General features: G+C 41.5%; 14 protein-coding genes. 9 read left to right on the top strand and 5 right to left on the bottom strand.

The features are described 5' to 3' along the window. Positions 1 to 106: 106 nt before the first annotated feature. Positions 107 to 1,105 carry a beta-ketoacyl-ACP synthase III gene (locus AC07UV_RS14865; RefSeq protein WP_282252776.1) on the bottom strand — a complete coding sequence of 333 codons (999 nt, stop codon included), beginning with the start codon at positions 1,103 to 1,105 and terminating at the stop codon, positions 107 to 109. A 305-nt stretch (positions 1,106 to 1,410) separates the two neighbouring features. Beyond that, complete coding sequence (pdxR, locus tag AC07UV_RS14860) at positions 1,411 to 2,850, bottom strand: MocR-like pyridoxine biosynthesis transcription factor PdxR (RefSeq protein WP_495184316.1); 1,440 nt, start codon at positions 2,848 to 2,850, stop codon at positions 1,411 to 1,413. A 221-nt stretch (positions 2,851 to 3,071) separates the two neighbouring features. On the opposite strand from pdxR, the gene AC07UV_RS14855 reads away from it, so the two are divergent. Both AC07UV_RS14855 and AC07UV_RS14850 read left to right on the top strand, forming a co-directional pair. Further along, positions 3,072 to 4,238, top strand: a complete 1,167-nt coding sequence (locus AC07UV_RS14855; RefSeq protein ID WP_495184315.1) for an aspartate aminotransferase family protein — start codon at positions 3,072 to 3,074, stop codon at positions 4,236 to 4,238. A gap of 227 nt (positions 4,239 to 4,465) precedes the next feature. Continuing rightward, complete coding sequence (locus AC07UV_RS14850; protein ID WP_282252780.1) at positions 4,466 to 4,882, top strand: NUDIX hydrolase; 417 nt, start codon at positions 4,466 to 4,468, stop codon at positions 4,880 to 4,882. 104 nt (positions 4,883 to 4,986) lie between these two features. Here AC07UV_RS14850 and AC07UV_RS14845 read toward each other — a convergent pair whose 3' ends face one another. From AC07UV_RS14845 to AC07UV_RS14835, 3 genes are all read right to left on the bottom strand, one after another. After that, a complete protein-coding gene (locus tag AC07UV_RS14845; protein ID WP_495184314.1) occupies positions 4,987 to 5,436 on the bottom strand; it encodes a hypothetical protein in 450 nt (149 codons plus the stop codon). A 99-nt stretch (positions 5,437 to 5,535) separates the two neighbouring features. Next, the gene (locus tag AC07UV_RS14840) at positions 5,536 to 6,780 is read right to left on the bottom strand and encodes a hypothetical protein (RefSeq protein WP_495184313.1); all 1,245 of its coding nucleotides are present in this window, start codon (positions 6,778 to 6,780) and stop codon (positions 5,536 to 5,538) included. A 255-nt stretch (positions 6,781 to 7,035) separates the two neighbouring features. Further along, positions 7,036 to 10,206, bottom strand: coding sequence for a hypothetical protein (locus AC07UV_RS14835; protein WP_495184312.1), 3,171 nt, complete (start codon positions 10,204 to 10,206; stop codon positions 7,036 to 7,038). Between the two features lie 178 nt (positions 10,207 to 10,384). Here AC07UV_RS14835 and AC07UV_RS14830 point away from each other — a divergent pair, with 178 nt between their 5' ends. From AC07UV_RS14830 to AC07UV_RS14800, 7 genes are all read left to right on the top strand, one after another. Next, positions 10,385 to 11,734, top strand: a complete 1,350-nt coding sequence (locus tag AC07UV_RS14830; protein WP_495184311.1) for a sensor histidine kinase — start codon at positions 10,385 to 10,387, stop codon at positions 11,732 to 11,734. Positions 11,735 to 12,044: 310 nt separating this feature from the next. Then, positions 12,045 to 14,648, top strand: coding sequence for a zinc-dependent metalloprotease (locus tag AC07UV_RS14825; protein WP_495184310.1), 2,604 nt, complete (start codon positions 12,045 to 12,047; stop codon positions 14,646 to 14,648). Positions 14,649 to 14,682: 34 nt separating this feature from the next. Beyond that, positions 14,683 to 18,021 carry a SusC/RagA family TonB-linked outer membrane protein gene (locus tag AC07UV_RS14820; protein WP_495184309.1) on the top strand — a complete coding sequence of 1,113 codons (3,339 nt, stop codon included), beginning with the start codon at positions 14,683 to 14,685 and terminating at the stop codon, positions 18,019 to 18,021. A gap of 20 nt (positions 18,022 to 18,041) precedes the next feature. Beyond that, entirely contained in the window at positions 18,042 to 19,361 is a 1,320-nt protein-coding gene (locus AC07UV_RS14815; RefSeq protein ID WP_495184308.1) for a RagB/SusD family nutrient uptake outer membrane protein, read from the top strand. Between the two features lie 76 nt (positions 19,362 to 19,437). Further along, positions 19,438 to 20,163 (top strand): LytR/AlgR family response regulator transcription factor, encoded by a 726-nt coding sequence (locus tag AC07UV_RS14810; RefSeq protein ID WP_495184307.1) that lies wholly within the window; start codon positions 19,438 to 19,440, stop codon positions 20,161 to 20,163. A gap of 263 nt (positions 20,164 to 20,426) precedes the next feature. Then, positions 20,427 to 23,537 carry a SusC/RagA family TonB-linked outer membrane protein gene (locus AC07UV_RS14805; protein WP_495184306.1) on the top strand — a complete coding sequence of 1,037 codons (3,111 nt, stop codon included), beginning with the start codon at positions 20,427 to 20,429 and terminating at the stop codon, positions 23,535 to 23,537. A gap of 41 nt (positions 23,538 to 23,578) precedes the next feature. Beyond that, positions 23,579 to 25,063 (top strand): RagB/SusD family nutrient uptake outer membrane protein, encoded by a 1,485-nt coding sequence (locus AC07UV_RS14800; RefSeq protein ID WP_495184305.1) that lies wholly within the window; start codon positions 23,579 to 23,581, stop codon positions 25,061 to 25,063. Positions 25,064 to 25,160 lie beyond the last annotated feature (97 nt).

Below are 25,160 nucleotides of genomic sequence, written 5' to 3'. Positions count from 1 at the left end.
AGATTTTCTCTATCGTGGACAGCACAAAAGAAAGCGCCAGAAATCGTTAAATTTCTGGCGCTTTTTTATGTTTTCCGGTTCTTTTAACAGACCAGGTTTTGATCGTTTAAATCATCCATTTAAATAGACTCGCTCCCCAAGAGAATCCTGCCCCAAAAGCAGTCAGCATCACTAAGTCACCGGTATTTAGTTTTTTAATGTTCTGCCAGATACACAAAGGGATGGTCGCTGCAATGGTATTACCTAGATATTCGATATTACTAAGTGCCCTATCTTCAGGAATATTGAGGCTACGACCAACTGCGTCGATGATACGTTGATTGGCTTGATGTGGAATTAACCAGTTGATATCTTCAATCTGTAAGTTATTGCGCTGTAAAACGGTATTGCAGGCATCACTCATCGATTGAACAGCGTGTTTGAAGACTGTTTTACCATCTTGTTTGAGAAAACGGTTGTCATTTATTGGAAGGCTGCTGTCGATCGGGTAGAGGGAACCTCCGGCTTCGATCTTCAAAAATTCACGTCCAGCACCATTGCTACGCAAGTAGGCATCCATAACGCCACCTTCAATTGAAGGTTCAAGCCAAATTACGCCAGCGCCATCTCCGAATAGAATATTAGTGGAACGATCTTTTAGATCGACATAGGTACTGATGTTATCTGCACCGACAACAAGCACATTTTTGTAACGTTGTGTCTCCACAAGCGACGAAGCCATATCCAAAGCATAGAGGAAACCTGAACAAGCGGCATTGACATCAAATGCCCATACATTGGTCAGTCCTAATTTTTCGAGAATAATATTAGCCGTTGCTGGCATGGGCATATCTGGTGTAGATGTTGCTACGATAAGCGCATCTACTTCCCGCAAATCTTTATTATATTGTTTTGCTAAATCCTGAATAGCTTTGACGGCCATGTCCGATGTGGCAAGATTTTCATCCAATATCCTTCGCTCTTTAATTCCCGTACGTTTGATAATCCATTCATCGGAGGTCTCGCAAAACTGCTCTAAATCGGTGTTGGATCTTCTGTTTGGTGGGATATATCCACCAACCCCAGTTATTGCTGCATACGGCCTGCTCGGTATTCTTTCAGTCATAAAATAATGTACTCTTTTCTCTCTTTTTCTACAGCCAAATCTTACAAATTAGTCAAGTTGTGATTTTGCGCCGTAAAACTACGGTTAATTTGTACAACTAAACGCTGAAAAGATAGGTTTTTGACAAAATAATTACGTTTTTGAATAAAATTAACCGTTTTTAACTTTTATCCTATACTATTCTTTTAATTGGTCTTGATCAGGCGAAATTATATGCTGTTGGCAGTATCTTTGTCGAAATTTTAATCTTTTCTGTCTTTTCAAAAGGTCAAAACGGTCTAGCAATTTTTGGCGTATTAGAGCACTTATCCGGAAATCCGTGCAAGTTTGAGCAGCTCTGCCAGGGTCCTGATTCCCTCTTCAATCAGCTCTTCGGAAATGGACCCATAACCTAGGCGCAAGCCGTCGTAACTATTGTCTTTATGATAGTTATCGGGATGTGGAATATGGATTGATTTTTCTTTCAGTTTTTTGAAGAGCAATGTCCAGTCTACTTGATGTTTGAAAGCAAGCCATACCGCTAATCCACCTTGGGGACAATGGTAACTTACATGCTCTGCTAAATGGAGATCTAGTTGCTTGATCATAAAGTCACGCTTGCTTCGATAATAGTTGGTTGCTTTGCGTATATGTCTTCTTACTGTGCCGTCCTGAATAAGTTCCAAAACAGCCTGCTCCATAATATTATCGCCTTGTATATCGATGAGATAACGTAGTTGGGCAATAGTTTGCAATAAATGTTCATTTTTGCTGACAAGATAGCCTATACGAAGTGCAGGAGCTACGACTTTGCTCAATGTTCCGATGTAGATCGAATGTTGTAATTCGGCAGCCGAAGCCAGTGGATGGTATGGTGTGTGGTCGAAATGAAATTCGTAGTCATAGTCATCCTCAATAATCGTGAATCCATATTCATTGGATAATTGGATCAGCTCTGACCTGCGGGCGGGGCTTAACGTAGCCGTTGTCGGATATTGTCGATGCGGTGTAATGTAAAGAGCTTTGATATTTTTTTTATCCTTTAGATGGGATATCATTTCTTCGACAATGATACCCTCCATATCAACAGGGATTTGTATAAGTTTTGCTCCGGTATGCTCGAATATCTTCCAGGCAGAGTGGTAGCCGGGAGACTCAACGAAAATATAGTCATCCTTTTCCAGTAGACATTGAGCAATAAGATACATAGCCATTTGGCTTCCTCTACTGATACATAAGTTGTCCAAGGTGATATTCATATTGCGTTCCAGGTTGAGCATGTCGGCGATGGCTTGCCTAAAATCAATATGTCCTCTTGGGTCGGCGTAGCCCATCATCTTCCAACGGGCACTCCGTTTGAAAATCTGTCGATAGGCGCGTCCGAGCTGGTCGATCGGAGCAATCTTGCTGTCTGGATTACCATCATCAAAGATAATGCGCAATGGTGCCTGAAGAGTCGATACGGCTATACTTTGGGTGGAACTTTCAGCTTTGGAAAGCAACGGCGGAAGCTGCTGGGCCACAAAAATCCCACGACGCTGTTGGCTCACGACCCATCCTTCGCTCAGGAGCTGTTGGATAGCTTCAACAACCGTATTACGGTTTAGCTTCAACTGTGTGGCAAGCACTCTACTGCTCGGTAAGGCAGTACCACGAGCTAGTCTGCCCGACTGTATATCAGCGGCAATACTATCGGCTAGTTGTAAATAAATCGCTTTTGTGGAAGATCGGTCTATCTCCATTGTCAAATTCCAGGGTCTGAGCATGGGTTAATTTTATTGGGTAATCCACCCAAAGATACAATTGTTCTTTTGGATTGAAACCCTTTACGATGATTCGATTAGATTTGCTCTCCGGGTATTGGGTTTGAGATGAGATGTTTACTTCTACGGATGGTAGCTGGACTATTTGCTTTAAATTGATTCTGGACTACCTGTAAGGCAGGATTTAATCCGATTTTTGGGTTTAAATAAATCTCGACCATTTGATGAAACCATTTCCTGTATTTGAAAAATTAGATATCCAGATTGAACGTGCGGCTGGCTGTTTCGTATATGACCATCAGCAAGAGGCCTATTTGGATATGTATGGCGGACATGCTGTTGTCGCTGTGGGACATACACATCCGCATGTTGTCAATAGCACCTTGCAGCAACTGAACAACATTGGCTTCTATTCGAATACGATATTTAATGATTTGCAGCATCAACTGGCGCATCAATTGGGCCTGATGAGCGGATACACCGACTATGCGGTGTTTTTTTCGAATTCTGGTGCCGAAGCAAATGAAAATGCCCTGAAGCTAGCCTCGTTTTTCACTGGTAGAAAACGGGTGCTATCGTTATCTAATGCCTTTCATGGCAGAACCTCTGGTGCCGTATCAGCGACTGATAACACAAAGCTCCGAGCTGCTGTAAATGACAATAGTCATTACTTTTTCAGCCCCTTCAATGAGTTGTCCAGTTTGAGAAAACAGCTGGAAACCGAGGCATATTGTGCAGTGATTATGGAACCGATCCAAGGAGTAGGCGGAATTCAGGTAGCAACAGATGAATTTCTACAGGAAGTCAGAGCGATCTGTACAAGCACAGGTACATTGCTTATTCTCGATGAAATCCAATCGGGATATGGCCGCACCGGAAAGTTTTTTGCGCACCAGCATGCCGGAATAAAGGGAGATCTGATTACAGTGGCGAAGGGAATAGCCAACGGTTTCCCCATGGCTGCGACTATTATTTCTCCTGTTGTCAATCCACACATGGGACAATTGGGGACGACTTTTGGTGGTAATCATCTGGCCTGCGCTACTGCAATAGCGGTATTGGAGGTTATCCGCGATGAAAAGCTGATTGATAATGCGGCGCAGGTAGGTGGTTTTTTAATGCGTGAATTGAAGGATATCGCTGCTGTGGCTGAGGTTAGGGGTAAAGGGTTGATGATCGGTGTAGAGTTTGATGCCGATATACAACAACTGCGACAGGAGCTGCTATTTGACGAGAAGATCTTTACTGGGTATGCCGGTGCTTATACATTAAGGCTGCTGCCACCGTTAAGCTTTACAATGGAACATGCACAGATTTTTTTAAGGAGCTTAAAGAAATTGCTTGAAAAAAATAGCCGTTATTTCCAAAACCGTTCTTATCACATGGGATAGTAATGAAGAACTGTATACTGTAGCCTTTTATGCGAATAAAGGAAATTGCCTATCAGTTGTAATTCGTGAAGAACTGCATGTCGCATTCCAGGTCGGTATTCTATTAATGAATCGTGTCTGAGGGGATATTTTTTGAATGAGTGAGTTTAGCTTTTTTCTTGTATTAATGACGTCAAAAAAGTAATTTCACAACAGATACTTTAAATTAGATAGATACACGGAAACAGATGTCGACAATTACAAAGGGTTTACCAACAGCCGGATTGATTAGTATAGCGGACAACAAAATATTACTGGCCTATAGTAATAATAAAAAAGCTTGGTACCTGCCAGGTGGTAAAATAGATGCGGGGGAGGATTCTTTACAATCACTCCGTCGTGAGATTTCAGAGGAATTGAACATAGATCTTGACCCCCAAAAGATTTCGTACTATTGCCATATTACTGCTCCAGCCTATGGTATGATCCCTGAGGTGATCATGGAGCAGGATTGTTTTCTATATCCACTTACGGAAACGATACAACCAAGTAACGAAATAGGAGAAGTGAAGTACTTCTCCCATGAAGATTATTTACGCGAACCTATTCAGGTTATCGGTGTGTTGCATGTTTTTGATAGGTTGAAAACAGATGGCCTGATTTAAGTTAAAGGCCATAACTATGCTTAAATACCATAGCCCTCATTGGCACAATTGATTGTTTTGGTATTTTGTATTGGATCTATCTTTCCAGTCTTGGTATTCAATCGCTAAGCTTTGAGGATCTTGTTGAAATATTCTTTGTCCTCCTCGACAACGCTAATAGCAACGATTTCGCTGTCAAATTTGTTGCCTATCCTACAGTTGCAAAGGCTAAGTTGTTCGTTGGCTTTGAGCTTACGAATATTGATTGTATCCAAGATCTTATATTTCACTTGGCCCTTTCCATTCTCCTTGTCATCAAGTAGTTCATTTAAAATACAGATCCCGTTTTTATCGCTGGTATAATATCCCGCAGCAAAGCGATAGTCACCACTTGCACTTTTGTTTGCGTCTATTACTGCACCTGATGCATGGGCATAGCTGGCCAATCCCGGAATTTCATTAATCTCCCGAAATATTTTTCCATATAATGGATTTTGCTGATTTTGAACGGTGTTAAAACTTGACCAACTGTAGATGGCCAATAATGCAAATAGTATACTTGTTAAATAACGCATAGCTTCGATTGATTTAATTACAGTATTAAAGATAATAAATCTCGTTACATTCTTAAATTACGATATTTATATTTTGCTCATCAACCTGTTAAGATGGAACTATTCATACTTGGAAAAATCTACGGCAAATATACAGCGATTGACTTGACTGCCATTCTGTGCCCCGGCATTGGGTTCAAATTCGGTCAGACTCCAGAGATAACCATAAGTTGCTTCATAATATAGGGATTCGGCACCATAGGGCCATCTGTAACGGACGGTGTCATCTGCGCCATCGCTGTAGCGTGCCAATCTTGCATTGGATCCGTAGGAATCGCTCGGAGATCCTGTGCAGGATAGCCATGTCCGGTTTCCTTTTCGGAATACCCCTTGGATTCCATGTGCATGATTATCAGTAAATAGGCTGTTTTTTGGTGTGACTGTAACAATCCCTGAATTTTGGAGCTTACCATCTGCATCAATGGGAAAGCCAAAAACTTGGGGTACGATTGCGGCATCAGCGCTGCCGGCATAGTATTGCCCAGTCCAAAATTGGGTTCCTTCATCATTGACTTGAATAGTTGAAAAGGGACTGGCATTATTGATCTTTTGATATCCTATTTGTGGTAGTATATACCGATAGTTGAATGCATATAAATTGCCATTGGCATCTTTTCCGCATTTTTCACTGGTATTATCACCCGTGCTGACTTCAATAATTTTATCAAGATCGAACACCCTGACGCCCAGATTTGTGCTACTCAGGTATATTTTTCCTTTGAAGTAGGCGATTCCACCAGCATGTACTTTAAGTGGAGCATAAGTGCCATATTGTGTATGGCTTGTCGTTCCGCTAGGAATATCGGGTTGAACCAGAAGGATATGGCGGTAGGTCAGATAGGTACTCGAACTTGGGCTAATGTCGATCAGGGTAATGCGGGAACCTTTGTGCTCAGCATTATTCCGAGCATACCAGCTGACCAAAAGATAACGGACTCCATCTTTTGTGAATCCGGCAATCCCTTGTGGCCGCCAGATGGATGTGGTTTCATCATCACTATTCCACCGGATACCCCGAACACGATTTTCTTCGGGAATATTGAACCCATATACCTCGGTGTAAGCACTCCCACCAATGGCCTGACGGTTTTTGTTTACCTGGGAAGGATTTAGAAAACTGAATCCTGAATTGATATAGGTACTGGTATTGACATAATTGTTGACACTGACAGCTGCAGCAGTTGTGCTCGCTTTAAGTTTCGAAGTTGTTTCAGTTTGTATGGGCGCTGTAGCTATTTCATTTTTCTGACAGCCGCTTGTCACTGCAAGCATAAAAATCAATCCAAGTGTTTGTCTTTGAACCATCGATGTAGGTTTATGTAATCGTATACAATCCGAATAGCAAATAGTTTGTATGCTAATTGCGAAACTAAATGATTCAACCATTATTTGGATAAACGTAATATTAAATCTGTATTACGTTTGTTGTCTTTTTGTTTATAGTCTTTACTTTATGTGTCTTAGTGTTCCAACTTTCTATAAATGAGTAGCCCTCTATCACTGATATTATCTCATTAAACAAGATCAGTGATAGGGGGCTATATTTATCCGAAGCGCAACTTATTTTGTAGCCTCTGTTTTTTCTTTTTGGGATTCTTTGTATACTTTGCTATCCTCATCGTCCATGTCCATATCGAGGTCCTCCTCTTTGTATTTTCCCATTTTAAGTTGAAAATTATCGGCAGTACCGGTGATGCGCATCGGTATTCCGAAGATTCCAAATGGAGGCAGTCCAAGTCTGAACCCTAGATTCATCCGTCCATCTAATGTAACCTGGCCTTCAAATCGTGGTCTGAATCCCATCATCTTCATTTTGGTACGCTCGATGGTCATGACATTGTTCTTGATATGGGATTTGATGACGACTTTTTTCACTTCGCCGTCTTTCAGTTTTTCTTTTGAGGTGGATTCGCTGATGCCATTCAGTAATTTGAATCCCCTGAATTTAATCTGGTTCAATGTCAGGCTACCCTCACCGACTATGGAGGGCATGACAGGCTGCATATTACCATTTAATAAACCGCCTAATTTATAATCCAGTGATACAAGGCCATATGCGTTTTTGGCGGCAGTGACCATCTCTCTGAACATTGGAATTTCTTTATAGGCACGTTGAATATCAAAGCTGTCCGCTTTTACAGCATAATCGAATGTGGCTCTACGGGGATTTATTGGTCTATAATTTCCATTCATAGCTGCTTTTAGTCCTGCGAGTTCAAAAGAGGTGTTGTTGAGCGCCAGTTTGCCTTCTTTGATCTGTAGGTCCCCCTTGAAATCTTTGATGTTCATGTTGTTGTAGAACACATTGTTAACCAGACCCAGTACCTGAACATCAAGATTTTTAGGCAAAAGGACCACACCTGTCTCCGAAGAGGAGGATGCTGCTGAAGGAGTATCTGCAAAAACCATGAAGTCATCAACAGTGATTTTTTTACTGTTGAGCGTGAACTGTCCCTGTAAAGCGGCGTTGCTATTTGTCAGGTAGTTGATGATATTATTCATGTAACCTTTTACGGAGATCGAATTTCTACCATAGTTGACCAGGAATCTGTCAAAGTTCATTTTCTCCTGATGGAAGCTAAAATCACCACTCTTGATCGCAATAGGTTGAGGGAGTAGATCTGTCTGTACCTGGATCTTACCGATGTTGATGCGTCCACTATTGTGGAGTCTGGCATAACGGCCACTTGTCGCATCGCTCTGGAGACCTTTGAGACTGAAATCTGTGTGGATAAAGCCATCAACATTGGTTCCGTCCAAAGCAAAAAACTTATAGATAGGACCAAGGTTGAGTTTTCCTTTGGACTGAATATTATAGTTGATGTTATTGAAATTGCGCAGATCTGCATTTAGGAAAAATGGTTCCCCGGCGAAGGTAAATGAAACGGGGAGTATCTTGACGCTCAAATCACGTAAAGATCCTTTCTCGCTATTTACGAATGCTTCAACATGTATATTTTCCATGGGAATAGGATACTCCTTGGATTTGATAAACCCATCTTTCATCACAATGGAGGTATTGGTCTCTGGAAAAATATTCCGTTTGAGATCAACATAACCTTTTGCATTGAGGTTTACATCGATCAGCCCTGCCAGTTCGATATCTTTGATCGGGTAGAAGCTTTTGATATCGGCCAAATTGAATAAGGCTTTGAGATCAGACTGTACCGCAATTTTGTTGAAATCTGTTATCGAAACATAACCTTTAATATAGTTGCTGAGTGCTTGAATCGAGATGTCGTGAATAGAAATGGACGCACTTTTCATTTTTCCATCCGGATCTTTCGCTTCTAAGCGATACGCGATTTTTTCAAGTCCTTTAGGGAGATCGGCCAATTTGAAATGTCCATCTGTGAGGGTATTTTTAATGTCAAATGTCGGTATGGAAGCAATGTACTCCTGTTCGCGCTTTTGAAGACCGACTTTGCGTATGGCTTTGGCATAGGTTCCATGGATCTTTGCGTCGAGATTCCAGCGACCTCCGAAGGAGAATCCCGGGAATTGCAAAGAGGAATGGAGGATGCCCAGGTCCAGGTCACTTTGCATATCTGCGTGCACCGTAACTGGATGTAGTCCGGCGATCTGACCTTTTGCATTGAAATAACCGGAAGCGACTTTAAAATCAAATTGATGAAGATCTACCTTGAGGGAATCGAGATTCAATGCGGGGAGATCTATCCTTAATTTTGCATTCCAGTCTGTTAGTGGATTCCCGGACTGTTTATACGCAAGATATCCGTTGTTGATGGTCAATCCCAGGGATAAATCGGGCATCTCATTATTGTCAACAATATAGTCACCAACTAAATTCACAAATACTTCGGAAGTGCCCTTAACCGATAGATCTTTTATCCATGATGCATAACTATTGGGAACCAGTGACAACAATTCACTCAGGGTACTCTCCTGGGATTTTAACTTGAAGTCCAGGTGGTAACCGTGCGATATAAAGGATAATAAGCCCCGGAATCTTACTGGTAGTTGGTTAATCTTGATATCATTTCGTTCGAAGATAAATGATAAGTTATCGGTGTTGATACGCGTCAATAAGTTGGCATCAATTGATTTTTTGTCGACATAGAGTTCATTGTCAAAAGAAAAAGAAAAAGCGGCAATCTTGGCTCTGGTATTCAAATCAAAGATATTCGACATCAGATCACCTTTACCCTCGTAGTCCAGATCTTTTGCATCAATCCACAGTGGAATAGATTGGTCTTCGTAATGCAGATTGGTCTTTTCAAATTTAATCAGCTGAAAGGCCAGTGCACTGCTCTCGGAATTATCTTTTGCCTTCGTGGAATCTGTTGGTGTAGACTTGTATATGTTGTAGTTGGCGTTACCTAAGGAATCAACCAAAATATTGATCTTCCCCTGGTTAACGATAAACTTGTCAATGATGATTTTTGATTTGAGCAAGCTCATGAGGTCAATTCCAAAGCTTACTTGTTTGGCGGCAAGCAAGGTGTCTTTTTTGAATGGCTCAGAGCCCTTTAACAACACGTCATCCATCGACGCTGTCAATAGTGGGAATTGATCAAAGAAGGTCAATCTGACCTTTGTATAGTTGAGTTCCCCATTGATATGCTCGTTTGCCAACGACTTAACTTTGTCGTTTACTTCTTTTTCGAAGATGTAGGGAATGGATAATATACAAAGAATGAATAGTGCTATGAAGCTTACTAACCCGATAGAGATTCGTTTGGCAAGCTTTAGAAATGTTGCTTTTGACACAGTGTTGTTTTTTTGTGGCTACAAAAGTCCGAAAATTATTGCTAAAGTCCATTGATAGACTGATTTATTTTGATACTACTAAAGAAATATGTGATTTTTTATTGACAAATGAGTGGGCAAAGTCCTTTCTTATCAGGTAGTTTTGTATTGCTCGAAAATTTTCCTGTATTTTTGCAGGGTGAATTTTCGATTTAAAAATGCAGAACAGAAAAACAGTACCATCCTCATTTTCTGTTTGCTTTTGTTGCTGTTGATAGGTGGGGGGCTGCTCGGTATTATCCACCATAAAATAGATCGACTGAATAAAAGAATATTGGTAGATTTTGCCGATGAAAACATGTTGCTGGTGAATAAGCAGCTGGAATTGTTACAACAGGAGCTATACACGTCTGAGAAAAGATTGGTTGATGCCGTACCATCAGGGGATATCCGTCGCGATTCCTTACTTATCCTCATTCCGGCTAGTCACTTGGACCGTGTCGATAATAGGATGTGGATACTGCTTAAAACGCGTACAATACAACATCGTTTATACCATGTCTATGTCGATATTGAAAAATTAAATGCTTATTTCGCCAATCTCTATTTTGGAAGAAGGGCTTATTTTGAAATATATAGTGATAAGGGGATCTGCATTGTTTCACCTGAAAATCGAAAATGGGGGCGCCCGAAGGATAGTGATATTATTACACAAGGAAAGATCGTCAAGTCGGATTACCTAAAGCTGGATGTGATGGTTACTTCCTACCCCTGTTCCATTATTTTTGTGGGTGGTGAAATTCGGGTAAGCGTCTTGTTATTGACTATTGAGGAGGAAGTCCAGGAGGTGATGACCTATAGTATTTTACTTGGTGTTGGTTTGATGCTTGTAGCAATAGCACTTATCTATTTTAATGTGTTGGAGCGGCGCAAAATTCAGCAGCTCAAATTAATGGCTTTACAGCAGGAAAATGAATATACGCAGATGCGTCTAGTTCAATTGCGGCAACAGATCAATCCACATTTTTTGTTCAACACGTTTGGTTCACTTCAATATCTCATCGGTAAAGATAATGATCTGGCCAAGTCATTCGTTGGCAAGATGACAAAGGTCTATCGTAAAATGCTGCGTACGGACGAGTCGGACTGGTCTTCGCTACAAGAGGAACTGGAACTGGCAAAAGCTTATTTCTTTTTGCAGCAGGTGCGTTTTGGAATAGCGTTGAAGGATATGGAGATCTCCATTCCAATAGATGTGATGGGAGCTAAGCTACCCCGTCTGGCCCTGCAGATGCTGGTGGAAAATGCGATCAAACATACACGGATTTCGACGGAAAATCCACTTCAGATCCATATTGTTTATTTATCGGACGCCAACATCATCAAAGTAAGCAACAATTGGCAGGCACGACAGGGGACGGAGGTGGAAGGTGAAGGATATGGACTTAATTACTTGGTATCTATGTATGCCCACTATACGTTGGATGGCTTTGACTTTGGAACAGAAGAAGGACATTTTTTTGTCAACTTACCCTTGTTGGATCGTTAAAATAGCATAGGGACAAGTCTGTTAAGCACGTGTTCATAGTTTCGATGCACGTGTTCATACGTTAGAAATGCGGGCTCGTCCCTTTTGAGGTGATTCTGTACAATATTTTTAACAAATTTGGCTCCTGATCTAGGAATTTAATTGCAAGATTAACCTAATCTTATTCGGATGAAATGATCTTCAGCTCAATAGCGCTTGACAAGAGACCTATCATGAGTAGATGATCGCTTCGATGCCATTGAAAAACACACCGGGTGCAACAAATGCATGTATGCTATTGAAAAACAGCACTCAGAAATAATTATTCTAAATGAACAACACTTATACCAAGCTAGCCCTTAGCCTCTTGTTTTCAGCAGGCCTCATGCAATCTTGTTCTGTATTGCAAACTGTAGGTTTACGAAAAAAAGAGACTGTTACCTCTGCGAAAGATTCTACCGCCAAGAAAGATACGACGATTGCCTATGACAAACTGTTTAAAGACGCGCGCGTGGATAGCGGCATGTTTGGTGTGATCCGAAAGGAAAATAATTATTACTTTGAAATTCCATTGAAAAAAATGGGACAGGACATTCTCCTGATCCAAAAATTGTCTTCCGTTCCTTTGGCGCTGAATGAGGCTGGTGTAAATAAGGGAATGAACTATGAAAATAAAGTCATTCGATTTACCCTGCGCAAAGAGAAGAAAGAAGTATGGGTTTCGGAGATTAAACCTCAGGTAGAAGTGCCTAAAGCTGATGCGATTGCCGCATCAGTCTACGATAATTATCGTCCTTCTTACATCGAATCGTTTAAAGTCGAGAGTTATTCAAAAGACTCAAGTGCTGTGGTGATCAAAGTCAATAAAGTGTTTGACGGATCGGAAAAGAGCTTTACAGATGTTTTCACCTCTTTGGGTTTAGGTACTTCTCCTAAAACCAGTATATCCACGATCGAAGAAATTAAATCGTATTCCAATAATATTGTTGTGAAGTCGGTGTTGTCAACAAAAGTAACGGAAGGAAATGAATCGGTGCCGGTTTCATTAGAGGTTACAAGTAACCTTTATGAGCTGCCTGAAACGCCTATGGTGGCGCGTTTTGCGGATCCCCGTATTGGCTTTTTTACATCGCCACGTTGGTACTTTAACGACAAACAACAGGAACTGGATAAAAAAAATCTGGTTAACCGTTGGCGACTGGAACCGAAAGATGAGGACAAAGCTCGTTACCTGAAAGGTGAATTGGTAGAACCGAAGAAACCTATTGTTTTTTATCTGGATCCGGCCACGCCAAAACAATGGCGACAAGCCATCATCGATGGGGTTCATGACTGGCAGGAAGCATTTGAGGCAGCAGGTTTTAAAAACGCGATTTTGGCAAAACAACAACCGAATAGTATCAAATTTGATCCAGATGATGCAAATGTATCTTCTATTGTATACGCTGCGTCAGCGCAGGCCAATGCAATGGGACCATCTGTAGTGGATCCTCGCTCCGGAGAAATTTTGGAGGCGGATGTTATCTGGTGGCATAACGTGATGACGATCCTAAATAGCTGGATGCGGATACAAACAGGTATCGTGGATACTTCAGTGCGATCGAATGTATTCTCGGACGAAAAAATGGCCCATGCTATTCGTTTTGTTTCTTCGCATGAGATTGGACATACTTTGGGTCTGATGCACAATATGGGTTCGTCGGCAAGTTTTCCGGTAGATTCACTCCGTAGCAAAAGCTTTACCGCAAAAATGGGCGGTACGGCACCATCGATCATGGATTATGCGCGCTTCAACTACGTGGCGCAACCTGAAGATGGTGTTGAACAGATTACACCCGTGATCGGAACCTATGACAAATATGCTATTGGATGGGCTTACCGCTGGTACGGCAAGCCGCAGCCTTGGGATGAAATACCTTTGTTGCGGAAAGAAATTGATGCCCATGTACATGACCCGATTTATCATTACGGTGAACAACAAGATTCCAAAAATATTGTGGATCCAAGGGCACAATCCGAAGATCTGGGTGATGATGCAATGAAAGCTGGTGAATATGGGATGAAAAATTTGCGTCGCATGATGCCGAATATCATCAACTGGACCACAAATACGGGGGATGACTATTATCGTGCCGGTAAATTATACATGGGTGTCGTTGGTCAATGGTATGCTTACGCTGACCATGTGCTCAATAATATTGGTGGTATTTATCTTGAAAATGCTGTTTTGGGCGACCAAAAAAATGCATATAGCCCAGTACCCAAAGAGAAACAGGTAGCTGCGCTGGAATATTTAAAGAAAAATGTGTTTTATATGCCGGAGTGGTTATTTGTTCCGGAACTGATGGCGAAAACTTTCCCTTTAAGAGATTCACCTATGGGACCGTTTGAATATGCACCTTATAATCTACAGCGCGAATTTCAATATGCCATGCTCTACAAATTGGTCAACGATGAGCGTCTATTGCGTATGGTCGAAATGGAGAACCTCTTTGGCGACAAGAAGGCCTGGAGTGCACCTGCATTTTTGGCATCGGTACGCAAAGAGATTTTTGCAAAAACGCTCAGTGGACAGGCGTTGGATCTTAAAACACGCATGTTGCAACAGAATTACGTGGATGTACTGATGGTTTCTACGAATAAGTCCATGGAAAAATTAAATGCCAAGAAATTAGCAGGTGTCGAACAATTGATCGAAGGAACTCAACCTAATTTGTGCTTGCATCCGCATCATACAGCTTCTGCTCAAACGGGTTTACGTAATGTACATGTAACGGGAATGATCCGTACATCGGATATGCTGACGTATAAACGTGCTGAATTGTATGAGATATACCAATTGTTGAAACAGAAACAACGGACTGGAGACGCCACAACAAAAGCACATTATATGGATCTGCAATTGCGTATTGCAAATACCCTAGAATTGAACTAATATATTAACATCTATTATATCAACATCTACCAAAATGAATAAGTTTTTAATACCGCTGACCTTCATGTGTGTGCAAATGGCACATGCACAGGAATCCAAGGAGCTGAAAGGAAAGGTACTGGATGCGGTCACATTAAAGCCAGTCGTGGGGGCGACGGTTGTAGTCGAAAGTTCGGCAGTAGCCGAAGACATCGGTGTACCCAATCAGGTGCAACAGTCTGCATTGGGTTCATTAACTGATGCATCGGGCGAATTTCGCCTAAAAGTTCCGGGAAACTTAAAATACGTCACGATTAGTTATGTGGGGTACCAACGTATTCAAGTGCCGGTATTTCAGGATCACAAGACGATTTTGCTGCAACCGAGTGGTGAATCACTGGATGAAGTAATCGTAACAGGGTATACCGACATCAAAAAACGTAAAAATACAACAGCATATAATAAAATTAATGTCGCTGACATCAAGCAGACAGGTGTTGCATCTATTGATGAAATGCTGGCGGGGCAGGTGGCTGGTCTACAGTTGAGTAATTTTAACGGTGGCCCCAATAGTGCTCCGCAGATCCGTATCCGCGGTACGGTTTCACTCAATGGTACACAGGATCCATTGTGGGTTATTGATGGATTACCCATAGAAGGGACAGAATTGCCGAATCGAATTGATAAGGATAACCTGAATAGTCTGAATAATCTTCCGATCGCAGGAATCAATCCCGATGATATTGCAGACATCACCGTATTAAAAGATGCGGCAGCAACTTCGATTTATGGTGCACGCGCCGCTAATGGAGTTATTGTAATTACCACTAAAAGAGGGAAATCCGGACCGGCAAAATTGCAGATCTCCGCAAATACCTTTGTGACCGAACGCCCTGACTTTGCTAAGCTCAACTTGATGAATGCCAACGAGAAGGTGGATTTTGAGCTGCTGATGGCCGACCGGACCGATTTAAATTACCGGACGGACAAAGGAGCGGTGATGCGTATCTTGGACAAAGCAAACGCACTGGATGCTTATCGCTCCGGTGGATTAGCTGCTTTATCGCTAGAGATACAGCAATCCATCAATCAATTGCGTTTACAGCAAACGGACTGGGGAAAAGAACTTTATCGGCAGGCCCTAAACCAACAGTATTCGGCCTCGATCTCTGGCGGTAATGATGGACATCGTTATTATCTGTCCAGCGGCTTTTATGATGAAAAAGGAGCAACTAAAGGAGCAGATCTACGTCGTTATTCATTGACGCTAAATAATGATTTCAATATCAATGACCGGTTTAAAGCGGGAATCAATCTATTGGGGTCAGTTTCAAATAGACAGAATCCGATCCAGGATGATGACGCCTTTACCAATCCAAGTAACTATATGCGCTTGGTCAATCCTTATTTGACCGTACGTGACCAATCGGTTAAATATAATTATGATCCGGATATCGAAGGCTATGAAAAAGATACTTATATTCCTTTTAACGCCGTAGAAGAACGGGAAAATACCAGATATGCATTAACAAACAAAGCTTTAAAGGCCATTGGTTACCTGGAGTATACCATTATTCCGCAATTGTCTCTACGCAGCGAATTTGGCTTGCAGTTTGACGAAAATAGCACGGAAAGATTTGCCGATCAGGAAAGCTATAATACCCGTAAATTGCGCGCTGCAACAAGGTATTATGATTCGACAACCAAAACGTACAAATACTTTTTGCCAACAGGAGGTAAGATCGAAAATACAAACAACAGTGTCTTCCAATACAACTGGAAAACTTACCTCAAGTACGCTAAAACCTGGAATGATAAGCATGAGCTGGAACTGATGGGCGGAACAGAACTGCGTCGCAGTACAAATAAAATGACCGCGACCAAAGGTTTTGGATATAATCCGGCAACGTTGACAACACAGAATATTGTTTTTCCGAACAGCAACTATCAGGATGACGCTAGATTTGTGCAATATAAAAAAGGATTGATCGAAAACTCCTACGCCTCCTTCTACGGGAATGCGACCTATACATTTGACCGCAAGTACAATGTATACGGTAGCATACGTTATGATGGGTCCAATATGTTCGGGGTAGATCCGAAGTATCGTTTCTTGCCGATCTGGTCTTTGTCTGGATCATGGAATGTGCTGGAGGAGGAATTCATCAAGGGAAAAACAGTCTTGTCTGATCTCCGTGTGCGTGCCTCGTATGGTATTCAGGGGAATGTGGATCGCAATACCTATCCGTTTATTGTTGGAAAGTACGAAAATTCGACTATACTTCCAGGTTATCCTGAAGGCTCAGTTGTGGTTGATATGCCTGCAAATGATAAATTACGCTGGGAACGCACAAAATCTTATAATGCGGGGATTGACTTAGGTCTATGGAAAAATCGACTGAATATTACAGTTGATTACTACAATAGAACAAGCACAGACCTTATTGCAAATAGCGCATTACCTATGGAAAATGGCTTCCAGGACGTTCAGGTCAACTGGGCTTCAGCGCGAAATCAGGGAGTGGAGTTGACGATCTCGAGCCGTCAGATTCAGACCGAAAAATTCTCCTGGTCTACGGATTTTAATATTGCACACAATAATAATAAATTATTGAAGGTCATGAATAATCCCAAAGCCTATGCGCCAGATACACAGGAAGGCCGTCCGATCAATGGGCTATATGTACTGGAAACGGCGGGATTGGATAAAGACGGTGTGATGCAGTTCAGAAATCAGGATGGATCAGTTTCGAGCTTTGAAGAATTTTACGGCTTATATGATCCTTGGGCAGATTTCTTGCCAGGATATATGTCTCAAACAGACATGACAGCTGCCACCTATCGTTCCAAATTTAAATATTTGGGCAGCAAGGATCCGAAGTTTATTGGTGGTATGACCAACCGTTTCCGGTATGCGAATTTTGATCTGGCAATTTCAGCTGTGTTCAATTTAGAGCGTTGGGTAAGCCGTACACCGACTTATAATCCAGCTAAAGTAGATCGTGGGCAAAATTATACGAAGGATCTGTTGGCGGCTCTACAGGGCAAAGCTGCGTTGCCGGCATTGGGAAGTATCAGTTCGGAATTAAATGAGCGTTGGATGGCCTATGGCTGGATGGAAAGCAATGACCCAATCAATTCATTTAATCAGTATGATATCTGGGCCAAGAAAATGAGTTATGTCCGTATCAATAGCATTCGTTTAGGTTATACGCTCCCGGCAGCGGTGAGTAAAAAAATTGGCGCAAGTAATTTGCGTTTCAACGTCGAAGGACGCAACCTATTTGTTTTCGGCGCGAATTACGAAGGATACTTTGACCCGGAGACCTACGGCAGCTATTATGCACAACCAATCAGCAAATCTTTTGCCTTTGGTCTTTCAGCAAGTTTTTAATTCTTTTAATTGACTATAACATGAGAAAAATAATTTATTTTGGAATGATCATGACTGCTAGTGCATTGACATCCTGCAATAAATATTTAGATATACAGCCTGTAGGTACTGTCATCCCGAATTCGGAAAGTGATTTTAGAGGCTTAATGACAAGCAGCTATACTGGTTTCCCTGCCCATAAATCTTATCTGTCCTTACGTACGGATGAATTACTTCTGGACGAAAGTTCGACCGATGCGGCGAGGACCAAAGATATCTACCTGTGGAATGACCAGAATCCCGATCCAACAACTACCGCGTATCCTTATCTGGCTTTTTACAAGAGTATTTTTTATACCAATCAGATCATCAGTACCATCGATGAGAAATTGACAAGCAACGCAACGGTGGATCAGATTAAAGGGGAAGCCTATCTCATGCGCGCTTATGCACATTTTGAACTGTTAAATCTCTATAGCGAGGTCTATGCCGCAAGCAATGTGGGGCTCCGTGGTGTTCCGTTGTCCACGAAAATTGATCTGGAACAACGGTTTGTTCCTGCAACCCTAGGTGAATCGTATGCGCAGGTGTTATCAGATATGGAAAAGGGGACGGCATTGCTTACGGTAGACGATCAGGCCAAAGGAGCTAATTACCGCTTTAGCAAACGTGGGGCTTACGCGATGGAATCACGTCTTCATCTGTATCGTGGTGAATGGCAAGCGGCAGCTGAAGCTGCTCAAAAAGCGTTGGCGATAAATAATAAATTAGTTGACCTAAACGCTACAGGAAGTAAGTTGCCGAATGATTTTGAATCAGAAGAGACGATTATGGCGCTGGAGAAAGTATCCATTCCAGAAGTACGTTCAAGTTCATTTATTTCGCCCGCTTTATTATCGTCTTATTCAGAAGGTGATTTGAGAAAGGGTCGTTACTTCCAAAAAAGGGGTGCTGACTATGTTTCCCTTAAAGGTGGAGAAAACCGTTTCAACGTGAGCTTCAGAAATGCAGATCTTTATCTGACCGTGGCTGAATGTTATGCTCGTCTGGGCAATACAGCGGAAGCTTTAAAATATCTGACCGCACTAAAGAAAAACAGGTTTACGGTCGATGCTTACGCCAAAGAAACCAAAGCTGACGCGAGTTTGTCCAAAGAACAATTGCTGGATGCGGTGTTGCTTGAGCGCAAACGTGAACTAGCGCTGGAGGGATTACGTTGGTATGATTTAAAGCGTACGACAAGACCAGCCATAACACACAGCAGTTTTGGGAGAACAATGACTTTGCAGCAAAACGATCCGCGGTATGTGATCCGTTATCCACAGGAAGCGATCAATAATAATCCAGATCTATTAAAATAAGGTCAATTTTTTTTAATCCTTTATATATTAATCCATTTTCTTTCTTAGGAAATGGATTTTTTATTACATTCAACCCATGGGATGGAATATATTGATTGTCGAAGACGAAGATTGGGCTTTTGTAGGCTTAAAGGAGATGTTGACAGACCTCTACGGGCATAGCACATTGACTTTTACCAATGCAAAGGAGATTCAAGAAGCGGTGAAGGCCATCAATAAACATCATTTTGACCTGATTTTTATGGATATCCATCTGATGGATGGACTGAGTTTCGAAATATTTAAGCAGGTGTCTATTGATGTACCACTTATTTTTACGACGGCTTACGAACAATATGCCTTGGAAGCTTTCCAGAATCAAGGTTATGCCTATCTGTTAAAACCTTTCGATAGCGAAGAGTTGGCACAAGCCATGAAACGTATCGAGCCGCTTTTGCCCAAAACAGAGTTGCGTCTAAAGCAGCGCTTTCTGGTAAAATATGGCAACTTCTTAAAGTCCTTGGCGATTGCTGATATTGCTTATTTTATGGCGGAAGATAAAGAACTGTATGCGGTGGAAAAAGAGTCAGGTGTAGCCTATATTATTGAAGATAGCCTTGTCCACTTGGTGACTCAGGTAGACCCATTCGTTTTTTTTCAAATTAATCGGAAATTTCTTATTCGTATTGATTCCATTCAGTCTATGTTAAAAATAAGTCGGAATAGAATTAAATTGGAGCTAATTCCCCAAACCCCAAAGGAAATTGAAGTTATTGTTAGCGAAGAGCGTTCACCAAATTTTCAGCGCTGGCTGGATCAATAACAATCTGTTAGCTTGCTTACTATCAGCTTATTGCCACCATTTTTTTTGTAATGTATTGATTTTAAGATATTTATTTTTTTTGCAAAAAATGTATAGTAAATTAGTATAGATTGTATTATATTTGCGATCTGATAAAATCTATCAATTTAGTAGATTTTTAAACACACTAGGTTTTACCACCTTTTTTGGTGAAACAATTACATTTAATTTATTTATTTTCTATATATTTATTATACTTAACTCATTTATTAAATATCCTTCATATGCACTCAACATTCAAATACATTCCTATTGTCGCATTAGCGCTGTCTAGTGCCAGTATGAATAAACTGTATGCACAGCAACGTTCCATTCAGGGGAAAGTGACCGATGCCAATACCGGGCAGGTACTTCCTGGCGTTAGTGTGCGGGTATCTGATCAAAATAAATCGACGCTGACTAACGCTAACGGGGAGTTTACGATCAGTATCACAGGTAAAGATGACCCGTTCCTGGAGTTTTCTTTTATAGGCTACGAATCGCAACAACTGAGAGCGACGGGAAGTACAATCTCTTTGGCATTGAAGCCGTCAAGTACCGATTTGGAAGAGGTGGTCGTAGTGGCTTATGGTACATCTAAACGGTCCAACATCACGGGGTCGGTGAGTACGGTGAGTAGCAAAGCAATTGAGAATAGACAGGTATCGAATATTACAAAAGCATTAGAAGGACAGGTCCCGGGATTACAATCGGTGGCATCTTCGGGGCAACCGGGTACAGGGGCTAGTATACGAATTAGAGGAATAGGATCTATTAATGCTTCTAGCGCACCTTTGTTTGTCGTGGATGGAAGCCCATATATGGGGGATATCAATTCATTGAATCCAAATGATATTCAATCGATATCGGTATTAAAGGACGCCGCTTCCAGCGCGCTTTATGGTTCACGTGGAGCAAATGGTGTTATCATTATTACAACGAAATCTGGTACAGCCTCAAGTGATACCAAGATCAATCTTAATTTCACACAGGGATATTCAACGCGAGCGGTTCGAGATTATGATCAAGTTACAACAGATGAATATTTTCAATTGTATTGGGAAGCTGTGCGCAACAAGGAATTGTCCAATGGAAGAACCGCAGAGCAGGCTGCTAAAAATGCGAGTGCATTCGTATTGGAAGATTTAAATATCAATCCTTACGGCAGTCAATTTCCACAACCTGTCGGGTTGGATGGAAAGCTTGTGGCGGGAGCAAAAACCCTCTGGGATGATCCTTGGACTGATGTATTGCAGCGTACCGGTGTGCGAACACAGGCAGACTTGGGCTTTAGCGGCGGTGGAGCAAAAAGTACCTATTATATTTCTGGAGGGTATCTTAATGATCAGGGGATTGCAATTGAATCGGGATTTAAACGCTACAATTTACGTGCAAATCTTGATAGCAAAGTGAAATCCTGGTTAAATGTTGGGGTAAATATCGGTGGTAGCAGTACGTTACAAAAATATCCGCAATCCGAAGATAGCAATACTGCCAATATCATAAATTTTACGCGACTTGTTCCATCCTTTTATCCGTATTATGAAAGGAACCCGGATGGCTCTTTTGTGCTTGATGCCAATGGTAATAAAGTGTATGATTTTGGCGAATATCGACCAAGTGGTGCTACTCCGCGAAATAACCTAGCAGCTTCATTACCATTGGATAAAAATGATATCCGCAGAGATAACCTCTCAGCCAGGGCTTATCTAGAGGCTCTATTGACCAGTAATCTTAAATTGAAATCGACTTATAGTGTTGATTACATTAATGGGAATACACATGATTATACAAACCCATTGCTTGGCGATGGAGTGAATACAGGTGGTTCTGTATCCCGTTCAAATGTTCGTACTGTATCACAGACCTGGAACAATCTATTGACCTATGAGAAGCAGTTCGGACTGAATTACATCAATGTGTTGGGTGGGCAGGAATACTATGCCTTTAATAGCAGTAATATCAGTGGAAGCCGTAATCGCTTTGTGTTACCCGGGTTTTATGAGCCTGCTGCTGCCTCACAGTTAAACGATTTTACCGGGTATAGTGATGAATATAGGTTATTGAGCTTTTTAGGAAGAGCGGAATATAACTACAATAGTAAATATTATTTATCCGCTTCATTGCGGACAGACGGTTCCGCTCGTTTTTCTAAAAATACCCGCTGGGGGACCTTCTGGTCTGTTGGTGGTTCATGGAAAATAGCACAGGAAGACTTTTTGAAAGATAAGACTATATTGGATCAACTGACTTTAAGAGCAAGTTACGGTGGGCAGGGGAACGATAATTTGTCTACTTATTATGAGTATCAAGAACTCTATGCTATTGCCAATAACAACGGTAAGGGAGGGACATACACCAGTAGGTTGGGGACGCCGGGTCTACAATGGGAGTCCAATCTGAATATGAATATCGGACTTGATGTTTCCGCTTTTAATAATAGAGTTGCCCTAAATGTCGAATATTATATTCGGAAGAGTAAAGATCTTTTGTTCACCATGCCAATGGCGCCTTCTACCGGTTATAGTGGATTCAGTGCTAATGCAGGGGCAATGCAAAATACAGGAATAGATGTCGACATCCATACGATACCTGTACGTAATGATAATTTTAGGTGGAATCTTGATGTTAATTTTTCTCATTTCAAAAACGAGATCACGTCTTTACCTAATAATAACAAATCGATCAGCACAGGCAATAAGCTAATGCGTTTCGGTGGAAGTTTGTATGATTTCTATATTCCTGAATGGGCAGGGGTGAATCAAAAAACAGGCTTACCGGAATGGTATGTGGCTGATGCCAATGGCCAGAGAACCGAAAATAAAACATCTGAATATGGAAAGGCCGGGAATGTTATTGGTTCAAGTTCCCTACCGGATTTGACTGGAGGTATTCAAAACAGTTTTAACTACAGAAATTTTGATCTTTCTGCATTTGTTAGTTTCAGTTTAGGCGGGAAGGTATTGGATAGCGATTATGTCCAGGTAATGCATAATGGTAGCAATCCTGGCAGAGCTTGGTCTAAGGAGATATTGGAGCGTTGGACACCTGAAAATACACAGACAGATGTGCCGAAGTTGACAACAGACAACTTGAGCTGGACATCGGCATCTACACGTTTTTTATACAGTGGTACCTATGCACGTCTTAAAAATGTAAGTTTGGGATATAGTCTGCCAGCAGTATTGACCAAAAGAATTGGTATCGAAAAATTACGCGTTTTTGTCACCGGCGAAAATTTATTGACTTTTTATGGTCATCAAGGTATGGATCCGGAGCAAACTGTGAATGGAGCTACTTATTTCCGCTATCCGGCAATGCGTACCGTTTCAGGTGGCCTCCAACTCGCTTTTTAAAACAATTGGATTGTTAATGTTAAGAAAATCAAATGAGAATCATGAAACTAAAAATTGCTTATATATTATTGGCGCTTTCATTGGCGAACACTGCTTGTAAAGATACTTTGGAGACGTCTCCGACAACGTCGGTGCCGGCAGGTGAGATTTATAAAAATACAGACAACATTGCTACGGTGATCAACGGAACCTGGGGATACCTGAATGAGCAATATTCCACCTATGCCAATCCGGGATATACTGCTGTGATGCGAACGAGTGATGCCATGGGAAGTGATGTTGCTGTGACAACAAAATATGGGTATCGGGATGCGTATGCATTCACCGAATTGAGCAATAGCCGTTCGGGGCGCTCGTCCTTCTTTTGGACCTTGTTGTACAAGGTGATCGATAACGCGAATAATGTGATCACTAAAGTCGATGGCGCTGCCGGACCACAGGAAGCTAAAAATGTTTTGAAGGGACAGGCCAAAGTGTTACGGGCTTTTTCCTATCTTAATTTGGCTTCTTTTTATCAGTTTAGCTACTTAAAAGATAAAAATGCAAAATCAGTTCCAATTTATACTGAACCCAGTACGTTAGAGACCCAGGGGCATCCGAAAGCCACACTAGAAGAAATCTATAAACTTATCGTGCAGGATTTGAAGGATAGTGAAGCGCTTTTAGCAACAGCTAAACGAGAAGCGAAGTATGACATTAATATTGATGTGGTGAACGGGCTGTTAGCTCGGACATACCTGCAGACCGGAGCGTGGAAACTTGCTGCTGAATATGCAGACAAAGCAGCTCAAAATTACCCCTTGATGAGTGCTGCGGCCTATAACGAAGGGTTTAATGATCTTGGCAATTCGGAATGGATATGGGGACACTTACAGACGAACGAACAAAGTGGAGCGAGTTATACATTCCATTATCTGGATGTATCCTCTGCGGGATCTTATTATTATAGCTTTATGGCCGATCCCTATTTCAAGGAGTTATTTGATCGTGATGATATTCGTTCAGGTTTATTTGAGTGGGATGGTCTAAAGGGAAGAGAGGGTTTTTTACGTTATAAGAAGTTTAAATTTAAATCAAATTTGATCGGTGATATCGTATATATGCGTTCAGCTGAGATGCTTTTGATCGAAGCAGAGGGCTATGCGCGGGCCGGAGAAAAAGAAAAAGCGATAAATGCCTTGAATACATTGCGGAAAGCACGGAATGCAGCTTTATTTGTTGGAGATGATAATGCTAAGTTGATTTCAGAGATTTTAATTGAGCGCAGAAAAGAGCTTTGGGGAGAGGGATTTGCGCTGTCGGATATTATTCGTACACAAGGAAAGGTGGATCGGAAAGCGTATGTCGATGCTAAAGGAAATGCGATTATGGTAGATGTCGTTGGCGAAGATGGGGTCGTCAAAAAAGTGACCGGCAAAGGACATCGTGTTATCCAGTTTCCTAACGATACCAAATTTGTGGAAAATAGCCCTTATTATTTATTCTCGATCCCATTTTTGGAAACTGATCGAAATCCAAACTTGTAGGAGGCGCAAGCTGCTTATTCATATAAAAGCCGATGCATCTCTGTATCGGCTTTTTGGTATTTATGCTTTTAAAATAGCCTTTTGATATAGTAACCTT

The organism is Sphingobacterium sp. GW821-FHT03E03 (assembly GCF_059420745.1).
This window is presented reverse-complemented; position numbering and strand designations above follow the sequence as displayed.

What these genes read in the sequence shown, in the direction of transcription:
- AC07UV_RS14865 (WP_282252776.1), bottom strand. Translation starts at nt 1,105, where the DNA reads ATGACTGAAAGAATACCGAGCAGGCCGTATGCAGCAATAACTGGGGTT.
- pdxR (WP_495184316.1), bottom strand. Translation starts at nt 2,850, where the DNA reads ATGCTCAGACCCTGGAATTTGACAATGGAGATAGACCGATCTTCCACA.
- AC07UV_RS14855 (WP_495184315.1), top strand. Translation starts at nt 3,072, where the DNA reads ATGAAACCATTTCCTGTATTTGAAAAATTAGATATCCAGATTGAACGT.
- AC07UV_RS14850 (WP_282252780.1), top strand. Translation starts at nt 4,466, where the DNA reads ATGTCGACAATTACAAAGGGTTTACCAACAGCCGGATTGATTAGTATA.
- AC07UV_RS14845 (WP_495184314.1), bottom strand. Translation starts at nt 5,436, where the DNA reads ATGCGTTATTTAACAAGTATACTATTTGCATTATTGGCCATCTACAGT.
- AC07UV_RS14840 (WP_495184313.1), bottom strand. Translation starts at nt 6,780, where the DNA reads ATGGTTCAAAGACAAACACTTGGATTGATTTTTATGCTTGCAGTGACA.
- AC07UV_RS14825 (WP_495184310.1), top strand. Translation starts at nt 12,045, where the DNA reads ATGAACAACACTTATACCAAGCTAGCCCTTAGCCTCTTGTTTTCAGCA.
- AC07UV_RS14820 (WP_495184309.1), top strand. Translation starts at nt 14,683, where the DNA reads ATGAATAAGTTTTTAATACCGCTGACCTTCATGTGTGTGCAAATGGCA.
- AC07UV_RS14815 (WP_495184308.1), top strand. Translation starts at nt 18,042, where the DNA reads ATGAGAAAAATAATTTATTTTGGAATGATCATGACTGCTAGTGCATTG.
- AC07UV_RS14810 (WP_495184307.1), top strand. Translation starts at nt 19,438, where the DNA reads ATGGGATGGAATATATTGATTGTCGAAGACGAAGATTGGGCTTTTGTA.
- AC07UV_RS14805 (WP_495184306.1), top strand. Translation starts at nt 20,427, where the DNA reads ATGCACTCAACATTCAAATACATTCCTATTGTCGCATTAGCGCTGTCT.
- AC07UV_RS14800 (WP_495184305.1), top strand. Translation starts at nt 23,579, where the DNA reads ATGAAACTAAAAATTGCTTATATATTATTGGCGCTTTCATTGGCGAAC.